The organism is Candidatus Vallotiella sp. (ex Adelges kitamiensis), assembly GCF_020342435.1.
Lineage (GTDB): Bacteria > Pseudomonadota > Gammaproteobacteria > Burkholderiales > Burkholderiaceae > Mycetohabitans.
The window spans coordinates 168,900-184,143 of sequence record NZ_CP080504.1; the positions used below are offsets into that span (position 1 = coordinate 168,900).

At 44.8% G+C, this 15,244-nt stretch carries 9 protein-coding genes and 1 pseudogene; 3 read left to right on the forward strand and 7 right to left on the reverse strand.

Going from position 1 to position 15,244, the window contains the following annotated elements; all coding sequences use genetic code 11:
* Positions 1 to 213 precede the first annotated feature (213 nt).
* The 3 genes and pseudogenes from secF to yajC all read right to left on the reverse strand — a co-directional run bounded on the left by secF (position 214) and on the right by yajC (position 3,674).
* Positions 214 to 1,140 carry a protein translocase subunit SecF gene (gene secF / locus K0T93_RS00730; RefSeq protein WP_225721508.1) on the reverse strand — a complete coding sequence of 309 codons (927 nt, stop codon included), beginning with the start codon at positions 1,138 to 1,140 and terminating at the stop codon, positions 214 to 216.
* Positions 1,141 to 1,351: 211 nt separating this feature from the next.
* Positions 1,352 to 3,184 (reverse strand): annotated as a pseudogene (gene secD / locus K0T93_RS00735) (protein translocase subunit SecD); the annotation flags it as partial.
* 112 nt (positions 3,185 to 3,296) lie between these two features.
* Entirely contained in the window at positions 3,297 to 3,674 is a 378-nt protein-coding gene (yajC, locus tag K0T93_RS00740; protein WP_225721510.1) for a preprotein translocase subunit YajC, read from the reverse strand.
* A gap of 168 nt (positions 3,675 to 3,842) precedes the next feature.
* Between yajC and K0T93_RS00745 the strand changes: the two genes are divergently transcribed.
* Positions 3,843 to 5,087, forward strand: coding sequence for a THUMP domain-containing class I SAM-dependent RNA methyltransferase (locus tag K0T93_RS00745; protein ID WP_225721511.1), 1,245 nt, complete (start codon positions 3,843 to 3,845; stop codon positions 5,085 to 5,087).
* A 640-nt stretch (positions 5,088 to 5,727) separates the two neighbouring features.
* On the forward strand, positions 5,728 to 6,870 hold the full coding sequence (gene mnmA / locus K0T93_RS00750) for a tRNA 2-thiouridine(34) synthase MnmA (RefSeq protein WP_225721512.1): 1,143 nt from the start codon (positions 5,728 to 5,730) through the stop codon (positions 6,868 to 6,870).
* A gap of 416 nt (positions 6,871 to 7,286) precedes the next feature.
* On the opposite strand, the gene tgt is transcribed toward mnmA, so the two are convergent.
* Together tgt and queA are read right to left on the reverse strand one after the other, a co-directional pair.
* A complete protein-coding gene (gene tgt / locus K0T93_RS00755) occupies positions 7,287 to 8,417 on the reverse strand; it encodes a tRNA guanosine(34) transglycosylase Tgt (protein WP_225721513.1) in 1,131 nt (376 codons plus the stop codon).
* Positions 8,414 to 9,490 (reverse strand): tRNA preQ1(34) S-adenosylmethionine ribosyltransferase-isomerase QueA, encoded by a 1,077-nt coding sequence (queA, locus tag K0T93_RS00760; protein ID WP_225721514.1) that lies wholly within the window; start codon positions 9,488 to 9,490, stop codon positions 8,414 to 8,416. Before queA ends, tgt begins: the two co-directional genes overlap by 4 nt.
* A 260-nt stretch (positions 9,491 to 9,750) precedes the next feature.
* Here queA and recG point away from each other — a divergent pair, with 260 nt between their 5' ends.
* Positions 9,751 to 11,856, forward strand: a complete 2,106-nt coding sequence (gene recG, locus K0T93_RS00765; protein ID WP_225721515.1) for an ATP-dependent DNA helicase RecG — start codon at positions 9,751 to 9,753, stop codon at positions 11,854 to 11,856.
* A gap of 1,244 nt (positions 11,857 to 13,100) precedes the next feature.
* Here the strand turns inward: recG and proC are convergent.
* A complete protein-coding gene (gene proC, locus K0T93_RS00770; protein ID WP_225721516.1) occupies positions 13,101 to 13,910 on the reverse strand; it encodes a pyrroline-5-carboxylate reductase in 810 nt (269 codons plus the stop codon).
* An 11-nt stretch (positions 13,911 to 13,921) separates the two neighbouring features.
* Positions 13,922 to 14,626 carry a YggS family pyridoxal phosphate-dependent enzyme gene (locus tag K0T93_RS00775; RefSeq protein WP_225721517.1) on the reverse strand — a complete coding sequence of 235 codons (705 nt, stop codon included), beginning with the start codon at positions 14,624 to 14,626 and terminating at the stop codon, positions 13,922 to 13,924.
* Positions 14,627 to 15,244: the final 618 nt, after the last annotated feature.

Consider the following 15,244-nt stretch of genomic DNA (forward strand, 5'->3'; position numbering starts at 1 on the left):
TCAGCGAATTTTACTAAATATCATTCGTATCTTTGAACTTGTACTAAAAATAGTATTAACCAAGCTTTAATAAAGTGATGGCAGGCTTCCATAAGGTCTTTATAGCTATAATTAGTATTGTTACATATGATAAGTGTGCAGCTTAAGAGGCCAGAATAGCTAGTTCCTCAAGAGAGAAGTGAATGCAGCTGTATCTGCGTCTTAGAGTGCCGATTATTCTGGGCTGTGACCCCCATTTTTTACTGCGTTTAAATCTCTGCGCTTAATCCCGAAACACATTGCTAGGGCAGACGAGACGAATACTGACGAGTAGATACTGAACAAGATGCCAATAGTTAGCGCCAATGCAAAATAGCGCAGCATAAGGCCGCCGAATAGAAGTATCGATAACACCATCATCTGTGTTAAGCCGTGCGTGATAATCGTGCGTGATATTGTGCTCGTAATGGCATGATTAATAACGTCAGTGATCGTCATATTACGCTCACGCTGGAATGTCTCGCGAATACGATCAAAAATGACAACGGACTCATTAACCGAATAGCCAAGCACTGCGAGCACTGCTGCTAGTACTGACAGCGAAAACTCCCACTGGAAAAATGCGAAGAAACCTAAAATAATTATTAGGTCATGCAAGTTTGCAATAGCGCCGGCAATTGCAAGCCTCCATTCGAATCGAAACGCGAGATAGAGAGTAATACTTACAACCGCGCAAGTAAGTGAAAGCAGCCCATCTATCACTAGTTCTTTTCCTACTTGTGGTCCAACAAATTCCATACATTGGAGCTTGATCTGAGCATCAAGCGCTTTCAGCGCAGTCATGACCCGGTCGCTTTGCTTCGTTGAGGATAGCCCTTCTTTTAATGGTAGTCGGATTAGAACATCATGCGACGTACCAAAAGTCTGCACCTGCGCATCGGTATACAAAATCTTATCTAGCGCGTGACGAATTACATCAATTTTTTTGGCTTCTGGCACGTGGATTTCTAACATAGTGCCGCCTGTAAATTCAGGGGACAAATGTAGACCGCGATATATTAGAAAGAACACCGCGAGCAGGAGCATTATGAGTGAGATTATATTAAAGATTAATGCCCACTTCATAAAAGGAATATCTTTTTGAATTCGAAAAAATTCCATAAGGCTTTTCTAAACGCGCTCAGTAAGATTAGCGTATCTTGGTTCGAGCATCACCTCGCGCTCTACGTTTTAACGGAGGTCGATTGTGAGGTAGCACGATTAGATCCCGTTCGCTTTTCTCTAACACCGTGGATGATGTTTGTGTCATGATAACCATCTTTTTTAGATAGCTTTTGTGTACCGGATGGTGTATTTCTGGGATCTATATCTACCCAATAGCCAGAGATTTAAGCCTCTTCTTACCGCCATACCATAGGTTTACTAGCCCCCGAGCAAAGAATACTGCAGAAAACATTGATGTCAGGATGCCAATGCAGTGCACAACGGCAAAGCCACGTACTGGCCCAGAACTAAAGGTAAGCAACGATAGCCCAACGATCAATAGCGTGATACTCGAATCTAAGATTGTTACCCATGCATGCGAAAAGCCATTCTGGATAGCTAGTTGTGCCGACGCGCTATAACGCAGTTCTTCACGAATACGCTCATTAATGAGCACATTCGCATCGATTGCCATGCCCAGTGTTAGTGCAATCGCTGCAATACCTGGCAATGTAAGCGTTGCCTGCATTATCGATAGAAGCGCGATAAGTAGAAACAAGTTTACCGATAATGCAATCACTGAAATCAGTCCGAACAGCATATAGTACGCAATTATAAACACTGTGATTGCGAGGAATCCGTACTGCACCGCGTTGAAACCTTTTCTGATGTTGTCTAGACCTACGCTCGGGCCAATCGTGCGTTCCTCAATGATTTCCATCGGCGCAGCTAAAGAACCAGCACGCAACAATAATGCAAGATTAGTCGCTTCCTGTAGCGACATCTGGCCAGTAATCTGAAAATTTTTGCCTAGTTCAGACTGAATCGTTGCTACAGTTAAAAGCTCACCCCTGTTTTTTTCGAATAATACGATTGCCATCGTCTTATTGATATTGCTGCGTGATACATCACGCAAAACCTGCCCTGCATGCGCATCAAGGCAGATTTTTACTGCTGGACGCTGATGTTCATCAAAATCGACTGATGCATCAGTAATTCGGTGACCACTGAAAATTACTTGTTTTTTTAAGTATACTGGCGCACCACTGCCTTGCGTAAATAGATCATCATCAGTTGGCACTGAATCTTTAATATTTCGCACTGGATTTTCGTCATCAACCATTCGCGCTTCCAGCGCGGCAGTCCGACCGATGATATCTTTAGCTTTTGCGGTATCCTGAACGCCGGGTAATTCAACGACAATTCGGTCTGCACCCTGTTGCTGTACAATCGGTTCCGCGATGCCGAGTTCGTTTACTCGATTGTTTAAGGTTATAATATTTTGCCCTAATATAGTGTCTAGTACTATCTTTTGAGCGCTAAGGGTAAACTTCCCTACCACCTTATAGCAGGATGCTGTCGGCAATAGCCTCCATGTCAACTCAGTAATATTGTCTGATAGAATCCGACGAGCGCGGTTTGCAACCTCTTGATTGTTACAGTTAACTACTACTGTTTGGCCAACGCGATTTATGCTGCTATTGCCAATTGACTTGTTGTGTAGCAATGTACGTCCATCATTCGCGTCCGAATCAAGCCTTTTATTCAATGCGTTATTCAAGTCTACCCGAAGTAGGAAGTGTACACCACCGCAAAGATCCAGACCCAGATGCATTGGCAGCGCGTGCAGCGTGTCTAACCAGTGCGGCGTATTCGATTGCAGATTCAGAGCAACAATATAGTTTGGATCCTTTGAATGAGCATTCAGCACTTTTTGTAGAAGGTCTTTCACGCGTAATTGAGTATCGGCATCTTTTAGACGTACGTGGAGAGTCGTATTTTGACTTATGTTATCTAGAATCATGTCATCCGCATGTATTCCATGCTCGTTGAGCGTTGACTCGACAATCCGGAATATAGATGAATCTAGATTGACTGTTACTTTACCGCTAGATACCTGCACTGCCGGCACCTCACCAAAGAAGTTAGGTAATGTGTACAGTAAGCCGGTAGCAAGTGCTAGCAGCATCACAATGTATTTCCAAAGGGGATAGCGATTCATGAAATAACTAGGCGGGAAAAGTTCTAGTGCAACGCGCCTCGGACTATTCTACTTGGGTGTGCAATCGACTTATCAAGACACTAGACCTCATAGAGATCGGTACTCTCTAAGATCAGAGAGACTTTATCGTGCCTTTTGGAAGAATCGTAGAAACCGCGTTTTTTTGGATAGTAATCTCAACACCCTCACACAACTCGACTCCAACATAAACCTCGCCGAGCTTAGAAAGCTTGCCTATCATACCGCTAGACGTAAGAACTTCATCACCTTTAGTCATGCTGGCTAACATGTTCCGATGCTCCTTCTGCCTTTTCATCTGAGGACGAATCATGAAAAAATACAGCACTGCAATCATTAGTATGAATAAGCCATATGTCTGAATGAAGCTAGCAGCACCGCCTATAGCGGATACGCCTTGAGCGTACGCATTAAAAATGAACACGTTGGTTTCTCTATAGTGAAAGATTAAAATAACCTGATATTCTACCATCTACATAAAATAGAAAAACAGCATATCGGCCATACAGGCTGATATGCTGAACTAAGCCACGTCCATCACACTAGAATAAATCGGTTTAGTAGCCAATTCATCCATCGCATAACTATATACAATATATTCACCAGTCTCTTTAGGCCTGTTGGGTTTTCGTTTTCCTCTATGTCTTCCTTAACCTGCCTCGAATTCTTTGCTCCTTGCCCGCGTGGTTTAGAAAGCGCTCTAGCTGCTGAACTCTGCGAATTATCTATGCTTGCAGCCGATTCAGCGTTTTCTGTGAAAACGCCGATAGGTGGAGGCGTACTATTCAGCGGTACATGGGCTACTGCTCTCGCAGCTAACTTATATTCTCGTATCGCTAACAGGATTCTATTGAAAATAGTAACGCAGCCCTACTGTGACGAGCACGATATTTACGTGCTAGCATACGAACAGTCTTGGGAGCAATGGTTCGACGCTAGTCGCACGTTGCGAGTAGATATAACCGCGATAAAATCGCCACTTCACAGTCTAGCATTCACGATGCTGCGCATTAAAGATGCGATCTGCGACCGGCTACGTGAACGGACCGGTACAAGACCTAGTATCGATACAGTCGAACCAGATGTGCGTCTTAAAGCGTTTATTACTGATACGGACTGCACTTTGTACCTAGACACCTCCGGAAAGCCCTTATTTAAGCGCGGGTGGCGCTTAGATAAAGGTGTCGCGCCATTGCGTGAGAATCTAGCCGCAGGGATTCTTCGGCTATCTGGCTGGACCATAGACGATCCGTTGTTCGACCCAATGTGCGGAAGCGGTACGTTTATTGCTGAAGCTGCACAGATTGCGCTAGGCATTGCGCCCGGTCTCAACAGACATTTTGGCTTCGAAAAGCTCAAGCACTACGATGTTGCCCTATGGAAGCGCATGAAGGCACAGGCACTAGATACTAAACGCGAGGTTAGTGCTTGCGCTACTCAAAATGGCACCTTCTCGATCTATGGTAGCGACATATCTGGTGAAGTATTAGCCAAAGCCAAATCGAATCTGCAACGCGCGGGTACGAATATGGTATCGCTCAAACAATGCGATGCGCGCGATATTATAGCGCCATGCAATCCGCCAGGCGTACTAGTTATCAATCCACCTTATGGCGAGCGGATTTCGTTATATAGCCGGAGGGCCGACTTCTTCGGAAGCAGTGAAATAGCATTTCAAAATGCTCACTCAGGTAGCGCGAATAGCATGTTCTTATACGAATTCGGCAGCGTACTCAAGCAGAGGTTCTCTGGCTGGAAAGTATTTGTGCTTAGTCCAGATCGAAAAATACCAGACCAAATGAGACTACGTGCATCGACAAAGACATTGTTATATAACGGTACACTCGCATGTCAGCTATTCTGCTTTAAATTAGCGCTGCTCTAATGCGGTAACAGATTGTCTGCGAATATACGGACGATATTGAATTACAAGACATGGTGCTAGCAATGTGTATATACCGGTATAGGTTTATATGTCTTAGACTAGACTGCATTATATGTCTTATTCTTTTCTTGTACTCCCCGAGTATACACAATCTATGTCCCCGACTTTCTTAAGTTTTAGAGCTGATTAATACTGCATCTATCCCTATTATTAGAAGAGAAATGTAGTAGAAATCTAAATTGTACTGTACAGTCGGAAAGCGGTGTCTATCTATCGTCGTAGAATAGACCTCTACAACAGTAATACAGACGGGGAGCTGCTAATTACACTAGTATTGATACAACAAAAATTTATGGATATATCATTATGCGTGAAGCGCCTAATCATTAGGCATGAATAGTAACTACGTACGGGCTTCGGTCAAGTTATTGGTATATATTGTAGTTTAGTCGGGTAGGTCATCTATATAGTTAATATATGTTTTTTAGTTTTATCAAACTATACTCTAATATTTTAAGTATCTTATGCCGAGTATACATCTGGCTAGACGCTCTTGTCTGCCGACTTAGCGCACTTTCATTTAGTTGCAGAATATTAAGTATAGTATGCTGCATCTAGCCTCCGGGAATCCAGCTGGCTTATGACAAAGCAACGCGTGGTTGTTGGTATATCTGGTGGTGTTGATTCCTCAGTCGCTGCGTGGTTGCTTAAACAGCAAGGCTACGAGGTAATTGGCCTATTTATGAAAAACTGGGAGGATGATGATGACAACGAATATTGCTCAAGCCGGCAGGACTGGATTGATGTCGTATCGGTCGCAGACTTTGTTGGTATCGACATCGAATCGGTAAACTTCTCTACACAGTATAAAAATAGAGTTTTCGCCAAGTTTCTTCGAGAGCACTCGGCGGGCCGTACGCCTAATCCGGATGTATTGTGCAATTCGGAAATTAAATTTAAAGCATTTCTGGACCACGCGATATCATTGGGTGCACAAACAATTGCAACTGGCCACTATGCGCGCGTTCGAGAAGTCGGTGCACGGTTTGAACTGCTTAAGGCACGAGACTCATCTAAAGATCAATCTTATTTCCTGTATCGCCTTAACCAATCGCAATTGAGCCGCACCCTGTTTCCGCTCGGGGAAATGCTAAAGACGCAGGTTCGTAAGATTGCAGCACAGATCGAGTTGCCTAACGCGGCAAAGAAAGATTCGATGGGCATCTGTTTTATCGGAGAAAGGCCGTTCCGTGCGTTCCTGAATCGCTATCTACCTATTCACCCTGGACAGATGAAAACCGTGGATGGCAAGATCGCTGGAAAACATATTGGGCTCGCATTTTATACATTAGGTCAACGCAAGGGAATCGGCCTAGGGGGTTGGCGCAATGGTAGCGGAAAACCATGGTTCGTTGCCAATAAAGATATAGCGAGTAATACCCTGTATATTGTGCAGGGGCATGATCACCCATGCTTATTTAGCTTGACCTTGCAGGGAGAGGATGCCAGTTGGATCTCAGGCAAAGAACCGCAGGAAGGATATTTATATGTAGCTAAGACACGCTATCGTCAGAAGGATGCTGCCTGCATATTTCATTCTGTATCAGCTAAGCACTTCGCTTTGAGCTTTGCTCAGCCTCAATGGGCGGTAACACCGGGGCAATCTACCGTACTATACGATGGCGACGTCTGCTTAGGTGGCGGCATTATCAATGCTACATCAACGGAGTTTAAATCTACGGCAACTTATCGACGGACGCTTTCTGCTGTGATCGCTTCGTAAAGCGTTTATGGCTTACTTTACTACGGAAATAAGTAAACATAGCTCACTTTCTAGTGAGATCTTAAGCGTGATCTCCACATTAGAGCAGTAAAACTGAGTCAGTCTATTTTAAGAAGTTAACATTCTTGAAGATAGTCTGACATATAGAACTGTATTATAGGTGTTCGAACAATTGAATACTACTTTCATTGGTACGTGATAACACAAGTGCACTATTACGTCTAGACTATCTAGTTTTATATCTTTCTGTATTGACCTATAAAAAATCTGACAAAACGCGCTATGCGCTTACCGCTGTCGATGTCTATTATACCTTATGTCAGTGTTGCTACACGGATGTTTTCTGTATCTATATTAACCCTGAAACTTTCTAAAAAGCGCCTAGTATAACAGCTGGTGTAGAAGTGCTACAGTCACTATTCAACGCCACGTGCACGGTCAGCGTGGAAATGCGTTACAAATGCATCGAATGTTCCCGATTCGATGGAATCTCGGATTTTCTGCATTAGGTTGAGATAGTAATATAGATTATGGATCGTATTTAGCTGCGCACCTAGGATTTCACCAACACGATGTAGGTGGTGTAAGTACGCACGCGAAAAGTGGCGACACGTATAGCAGGCACAGCTTTCGTCTAGAGGACGCGTGTCTTTCCGGTGTATCGCATTTCGGATTTTCAAGTCGCCAAACCGTGTGAAAAGCCAGCCATTACGCGCGTTGCGTGTTGGCATAACACAGTCAAACATATCAACGCCGGCGGCAACGCCGGCTACCAAGTCTTCCGGCTTGCCGACCCCCATTAAGTAGTGAGGCTTATCGATTGGAAGCCGGAAACTAATATGATGCAGTACGCGTAACATATCCTCCTTAGATTCACCCACTGATAATCCGCCAATTGCATAGCCATCAAAACCGATGTCTAACAGTCCATCTAATGATTCTTCACGTAGCGCTTCGTACATGCCACCCTGTACGATACCGAATAGCGCGTTTAGGTTAGCAAGACGCCTGAATTCATTAAGAGAGCGCTTAGCCCATCTCAATGACATCTGCATCGAACATGCCGTAGTATCATACGATATAGGCATGCCATCAATCATGTATGGGGTACATTCGTCAAATTGCATCGCGATGTTGGAGTTCAATGCCGTTTGCACCTGCATTGATACCTCCGGTGATAGAAATAGTCGGTCGCCGTTGATTGGTGAGGTGAACGTCACACCATCCTCGGTAATTTTGCGCAGTTCGGCGAGCGAGAATACTTGAAAACCACCAGAATCGGTTAGGATCGGTCGTTCCCAGCCCATAAACCGGTGCAGACCACCATGTTCAGTAATTGTGTCTAGTCCAGGGTATATCCAGAGATAAAATGTATTGCTCAAGATAATTTGGGCTTGAACGTCTTCAAGCACGCGAGGCGTCATGGCCTTAACGGTGCCATATGTGCCGACTGGCATGAAAATTGGCGTGTCGACCGTTCCGTTATGCAGAGTCAGTCGACCTCGTCGTGCAAGACCGTCGGTGAATAGGACGCTAAATTTTATCATGATAATAAATCAGGTCGGGGCTTGTGCGCAGCAAGAGAGGCAGCCCGAGTAAGTAACATCGCGTCGCCATAGCTAAAAAAACGGTAGCGTTGTGAGATCGCGTGGCGGTAGGCGCGGCGGATTGGTTCGACACCTGAAAATGCAGACACTAACATCAGAAGTGTTGATTTCGGCAAATGAAAGTTTGTCAAAAGCCGGTCAATGACACGGAATCGGTAGCCAGGTGTAATAAAGATATCCGTTTCCGCACAAACCGCACGTAGTTCATGGCCACAGCGCTCAGCATCACGGGCTGCCGCTTCTAGTGCCCGCATTGATGTTGTACCAACTGCGATCACCGAACGTCCCGCAGCCCGCGTAGCTTGGATTTCTTCAACTAGAGCTGGAGGGATGTGATACCACTCGCTATGCATTTTATGCTGCCCAATATCGTTAGTGCGTACGGGCTGGAACGTGCCAGAACCCACGTGCAGCGTTAACGTAGCACAGCGGACACCTCGCATTTTTAATGCAATAAGTGTTGGCACATCAAAGTGCAGACCAGCAGTGGGCGCCGCAATGGCGCCAGGCGTCATCGAAAACACGGTTTGATACCGTATCTCATCGTAGCTATCGGGGCTATGCTTAATATAGGGTGGCAAAGGAAACCGCCCATACCAATTAATTAATTCAATACAATTGTGTGGGAAATGCAGTGTATGAAATGGGTTTGCGGGCTCTCCAATTCTTACCTCAAATGCGTCTGAAAGTCGGATTATTGAACCAAGTTTTGGACGCTTGCTTGCTCGGATTTGTGCGAGTGCGGTACGCGGACCAGTTACGCGCTCAATGAGAACCTCAACGCCTCCGCCACTCGCTTTTACCCCATTGAAGCGAGCTTTTATTACTTTTGTATCGTTAAAAACTAGCAGATCGTTAGGCTCAACGCAAGTCAGAAGTTCAGAAAAACAATGGTCCAGAAGAGTACCGTCTGGCGTGACTTCGAGTAAGCGGCTCGCACTACGTGCGGGCAAAGCATATTGCGCAATTAACTCTGAGGGGAGATTAAAATCAAAATCTGGCAGTGTGTACATAACATCGGATAGGTAGCGCAATACCACTATCTTGATGCACAATATGGCACCGTAAAAATAAATTGATATTGTACTTGCGATAGTTCAATACCGTTGTCCTATTATCTAGATTATCTGAATCTAACACCGTGCCTAATAATATTACGATGTTTAGCGACTATGCTAAGTTAAGAGCTTCCAGACAACTACTCAAGCCGCTTATAGTCCCTAATCTGCGGGATACTAATAACATTCGATAGTACATCTCTATCTAAGTTTTGATGAAACTCTCTACCGCTGCTCTAGCTCAGCCTACTAATAATAAGTTAAATAGCAGGCTAGGTGACAAGCTAGTTCGGCTTGGGTTGATACGGGATATCGACTTGGTGCTGCATTTTCCAATTCGGTATGAGGATGAGACAAGATTGATACCGATTCGAAAACTTTTGCCTGGTATGACTGCACAGGTTGAAGGTGAAATAGTAAGAAGCGAAATCATTTGTCAACCATGCCGTCAAATGCTAGTACGACTTCGTGATAAAAATGGCGATGTACTAATGCTGAGGTTTCTGAAATTTTGGGGTTCGCAGATGAGGCAATTTGCGCCTGGTGTCCGCTTGCGCGCACGTAGCAACTTACGAGTGGGCTTTTTCGGGATAGAGATGGTGCACCCAGCATACTATATACTTAAAAAAGATATGCCATTGCCTATCGTGTTGACGCCAGTTTATCCAAGTATAGCTGGCGTATCTCAGGCGTATTTACGGCATGCAATCAATAGTGCGCTGCAACGCACGTTATTACCAGAGATTCTACCGCCGCGGATTATCGAAGATTTTTTAGCGCCATTCCCGCTACCCCGGCTGTCTCATGCGGTGCGCATTCTACATAACCCGCGTTCAGATATAGATAAAACTGTATTTATAAACCGCACTCATCCGGCCTGGTTGCGAATCAAATTTGAGGAATTAATTGCTCAGCAACTGTCGCTTAAGCTCTCTTATAAAGAGAGGCGTTTTCGCGTAGCACCAGCGCTTGCGTCTCGTTCCGGCGCCCGAGAAGCACTCGTCACGCAATTTCGTGCAGCATTACTATTCCAGCTGACCAACGCGCAGCAGCGGGCTATCAAGCAAATTTCGGCAGACCTAGCCGCAACTCACCCGATGTATCGATTGCTACAGGGGGATGTGGGTAGCGGTAAAACCGTAGTTGCTGCACTCGCTGCGGCGCAGGCGATTGATGCCGGCTATCAGGTGGCGCTGATGACTCCTACAAAGCTTCTAGCTGAACAGCATTTTCACAAACTACGTAGCTGGCTAGAGCCACTAGGTGTATACACTACATGGTTAGCTGGTAGTATGCGGGCTTGTGACAAGCATGCTGCGCTAGAAGCGGTTGCTAGAGGTGATACACAGTTAATAGTCGGTACGCAGGCAATGATTCAAGGGACAGTTAAATTTGCTCGGCTGGGTTTTGTAATTATAGATGAGCAGCATCGCTTTGGTGTCAAGCAACGGCTTGCATTATGTGCGAAGGCACAAATTGAAGATATAGCCTCTGGATTCCAGCCGCATCAATTAATGATGTCTGCTACACCGATCCCGCGCACGCTCGCAATGACATACTATGCAGACCTAGATGTATCCACAATTGATGAGTTGCCACCAGGAAGAACACCCGTTCTTACTAAGCTGGTATCGGATGTGCGTCGAGATGAAGTAATTTCTCGTGTTCGCACATCAGCATTGAATGGAAACCAGGTGTATTGGGTGTGCCCATTGATTGAAGAGAGTGAGGCGCTACAATTACAGACTGTAGTAGATACTTATAAGGTGCTTGTTGACGCATTGCCGCAGCTGCGTGTTGGGCTGGTGCATGGCCGTTTAAAGGCTACTAATAAGGCTAAGGTAATGGCTAACTTTATACATAAAAAGATCCATTTGCTAGTAACGACTACAGTAATTGAGGTGGGCGTTGATGTGCCTAATGCTTCGTTGATGGTAATTGAGCATGCAGAGCGCTTTGGCCTCGCGCAATTACATCAATTACGCGGTCGAGTCGGCCGAGGAGGCCAGTCATCGGTATGTCTACTAATGTATACTAACCCGCTGTCATTAGCGGCACGCGAGCGATTACGCATAATTCGCGAGACTACAGATGGTTTCGAGATTGCACGCCGGGACTTAGAAATTCGCGGTCCAGGTGAATTTTTCGGTGCGCGGCAATCTGGTACAATGCTACTGCGTTTTGTTGATATCAAAGAGGATGCTTGGATGATTAAGCCAGCGCAGCTTGCGGCTGATCGTCTATTAAGCGAGTACCCGAAAGCCGCTGCCGAACATTTGACGCGTTGGCTCGGTGCTCGTGAGTTGTACTTAAAAGCATAAAATATGTACAGATACAAGCCTCTTACTAAACTAGATAGTAATCCTATAAAAACTTGCCGCAGTATAGCATTAACTAATCAGTAATATCTCTATTTAGATGCAACGTGTTCTCAAGCAGACCCTTGAAATCGAGAAAACCGTAAGTCAGGTAAGGATTTACTAGTCGAGGCGCTGTATATGATCATAGATTGCTCGACTACATTCTATGTATGCAGCTATATTCAGATTAGCGCGTATATTAGTGTATATATTACGCGTGGTGCAAGAGCTCCACGAAAGAGCTCTGCGAGATAGCGCTCTATCCGATTAAACTTTGTTAGGATAAGCAGAATATCTAGTCACTGGATTGATATATTAGATAAGGTAGACCTCTACTAAACAATTTTTACGAAGGCTAACGTTGCTAAGATCCGAATTATTATCTATCCGGGTGCTCTAAAAACGTGCTGAGGATACAGCCTAAAGGCGGTAGAATATTTCCGCCTACTACAAGCTGAAAAGCCCACTAGGATTGGGCTGTTTCTGTGGACGACTCTTAATACGTTATAGGTAGCATCAGATGGTCATCTATCCGCTTATATTGTTTCAATCTTCAGATTGAAGCTATTATGACGTGAGCGCCCAGATGCACAGTTAACAATTACGAAGACTGGAATTTAGATAAATATATACAGCGCATACAAGATTGCCCTATCACGTCGGCCCAGATTGCCCTATAATAAGCACAGACCTTAGCAGCGACGCTTATACTAGTATCGCTCCTATTGAACCTACCCCCTAACTCTCTAAACAAGTGGCTATCTGTTGCGCTATTATTTATGGTGGGCGTATATCTGTTTATAAAGCATTTTTATAGATTCTGCACATATCTTAGTATTACATTTGGCCGTGGAATACGGATAGGGTTCTCTATAATCCAGGATCATGTGTCGCCGCTTGTATAGTTGATTCTGCTGGCAAATGTGTTTTGGTCGACAGATTACGATATCATCTAGGCGATGACGGACCAAGAAATGATATTAAGATTAGTATTTGCACACCTGTACTAACCTTTGATCATTTCGACGCTCTGGCTGTGACGTATGCTATGCAGCAATATTAGGCATTTATGCATGGATTAGCTATGAGCTGTATTAGTCTATCGTATACCAGTTAGATGAGCAAGCTCACTTGGCTGCACAGCAGCTTATTTATCTTGATCCGAGATTGCTAGATATTCTAAGAATATATCACATCCCCGTTTATTATTTTCCAAATGTGTCACTAATATAGATTGCTCGAGCATGAGCTGCTAACACTCCACGTACGATTGCCGTGCTAATGCTATCGGTTTCAAAGGAGTCAAGCGCAGCAACTGTTGTGCCACCTTCTGAGACTACGCGCTCCAGAAGAGCACTGGAGGACTCATCTGACTGTGCGGCTAGTTGAATAGCACCAGAAAATGTGGTAAATACTAGGGTGTGCGTCTGCTTTTCATCAAGCCCCAGCTCATGGGCAGCGCGTTGCATGGCCTGGATAAAGTAGAAAACATAGGCAGGGCCACTTCCAGAGATAGCTGTCACTGCATCTATTTTTGATTCATCTTCACACCACACAATATCGCCGACCGCGCGCAGTACCTGCTCAGCAAGTGTCCGGTCGTCATTATCAACACTGCGTAGCGCTGCCAGGCCGGTTACACCTATACCGAGCAGAGCGAGGGTATTAGGCATCGCGCGGACTACGCGTGGGTATCCATTTAGCCAGCGCGAGATATCTACCGCGCGTATACCAGCCGCAACGCTAATGATCAGCTGTGCTCGTAGCCATGGCGCAAGTGGCTCGATCGCAGTTTTCATCACCTGTGGCTTGACTGCAATAATAATCACATCATACTCATTGAGAGTACCATCCATAGTCTCACTAGACTGTATCGAATATCGCTTCTCTAAGCGTGCACGCGCATCAGATGACGGATCGATAGCATACAGATCGTCTGACGGAATACCTCTCTTGAGCAATCCGCCGATTAGTGCCCCAGCCATATTGCCCGCACCAATAAATATGATTTTCATGAGGATTTTTCTCAGTGGGTCGAATAAGTTCGCGGCCCGAAAAGCGCGGTGCCGACTCGTACAATTGTCGCGCCCTCGAGAATAGCCGCGCCAAAATCAGCAGACATGCCCATCGACAGCGTGTCAAGATCGAAGTTTTGCGCATTGAGGAAATCAAATAGTTCACGCAATCTTCGGTGGGGAGTGCGCTGGACACGTAGCCCGGACATTGGACTAGGGACTGACATTAGTCCACGTAGTCGAAGACGGGGTAGCGATGCAACATCATGCGCTAGTGCAGAGATATTATTAGGTGAGATTCCACTCTTAGATATCTCGCCGCTAATGTTTACTTGTATACAAATATTGAGCGGTGGCAAGTGGGTAGGCCGTTGCTCTGATAGTCGGCAAGCAATCTTAAATCGATCAATCGAATGTACCCAGTCAAACTGCTCAGCAATCGCTCTCGTCTTATTTGATTGAAGTGTCCCAATGAAATGCCATTCAATTAATTCGCGCAACGAATGTAGTGTGGAGATCTTATTCAATGCCTCACGAATATAGTTTTCAGCAAAGGATTTCTGGCCCGCTGCGTGCGCGGCGCGTATCACGTTAGCTGGAAAGGTCTTGGATACAGCAAGTAGTTTCACGCTCGCCGCGTCACGGCCGGCAGTTGCAGATATCGCTAAAATACGGCGACGAACTGTGTCTAAATTTTGCGCAATAGTAAAGGACATAACATTTGACTATCTTTAATATTCTTAATATTAATGTGTAATCTCAAGCTCTCTAGAAGAGTATTTAAAGCTCAAGCATTAATAAACACGGGGATTTAAGCACTATCCTCGTCTTCGCTCGATTTCTACTAGTTACCTATCTCTGGACTCAGATAAATGATAGCTCAGGTAGAGCTGCATGCTATCTACGACTATCCGATATTAAGAGTTTTGAATCAAAAGATTTGATTCGAGATCATTTAGTTTATCTAACTTATCCAAGTAGTAAGATGAACATGCATAAAAATACAGCACTATATATTGTAGTGTGAACCCTAACAAGATAGCTATATATAGTGGTCAATCACACTATTTTATCAACTTAGTATTAAATTATCTAAAAAGCATGTTCCTCTACTTGAGTAGAATAAGTAAGTAGTTTCTGTGCTCTAGACTTTCCTAGTAACTTAATCTCTTAGAGATTAAGTTACATCGTGATTTTATTCCTGAGCATATTGTATAGAGTCAGGTCGTATTGCAAGTCAGGATGTGCTTAATTCGAGTGTTATATCAACGGCCAGCGCGCTTTCCTAGCAACTATGAAATTTATTTATGTAGACCATCGCTATGTTCGATGGT

Bases quoted from the DNA above. Each gene is read 5' to 3' on its own strand.
- proC (WP_225721516.1), bottom strand. From the start codon at position 13,910: ATGAAAATCATATTTATTGGTGCGGGCAATATGGCTGGGGCACTAATC.
- K0T93_RS00745 (WP_225721511.1), top strand. From the start codon at position 3,843: ATGTCTTCCTTAACCTGCCTCGAATTCTTTGCTCCTTGCCCGCGTGGT.
- secF (WP_225721508.1), bottom strand. From the start codon at position 1,140: ATGGAATTTTTTCGAATTCAAAAAGATATTCCTTTTATGAAGTGGGCA.
- tgt (WP_225721513.1), bottom strand. From the start codon at position 8,417: ATGATAAAATTTAGCGTCCTATTCACCGACGGTCTTGCACGACGAGGT.
- queA (WP_225721514.1), bottom strand. From the start codon at position 9,490: ATGTACACACTGCCAGATTTTGATTTTAATCTCCCCTCAGAGTTAATT.
- mnmA (WP_225721512.1), top strand. From the start codon at position 5,728: ATGACAAAGCAACGCGTGGTTGTTGGTATATCTGGTGGTGTTGATTCC.
- recG (WP_225721515.1), top strand. From the start codon at position 9,751: ATGAAACTCTCTACCGCTGCTCTAGCTCAGCCTACTAATAATAAGTTA.
- K0T93_RS00775 (WP_225721517.1), bottom strand. From the start codon at position 14,626: ATGTCCTTTACTATTGCGCAAAATTTAGACACAGTTCGTCGCCGTATT.
- yajC (WP_225721510.1), bottom strand. From the start codon at position 3,674: ATGGTAGAATATCAGGTTATTTTAATCTTTCACTATAGAGAAACCAAC.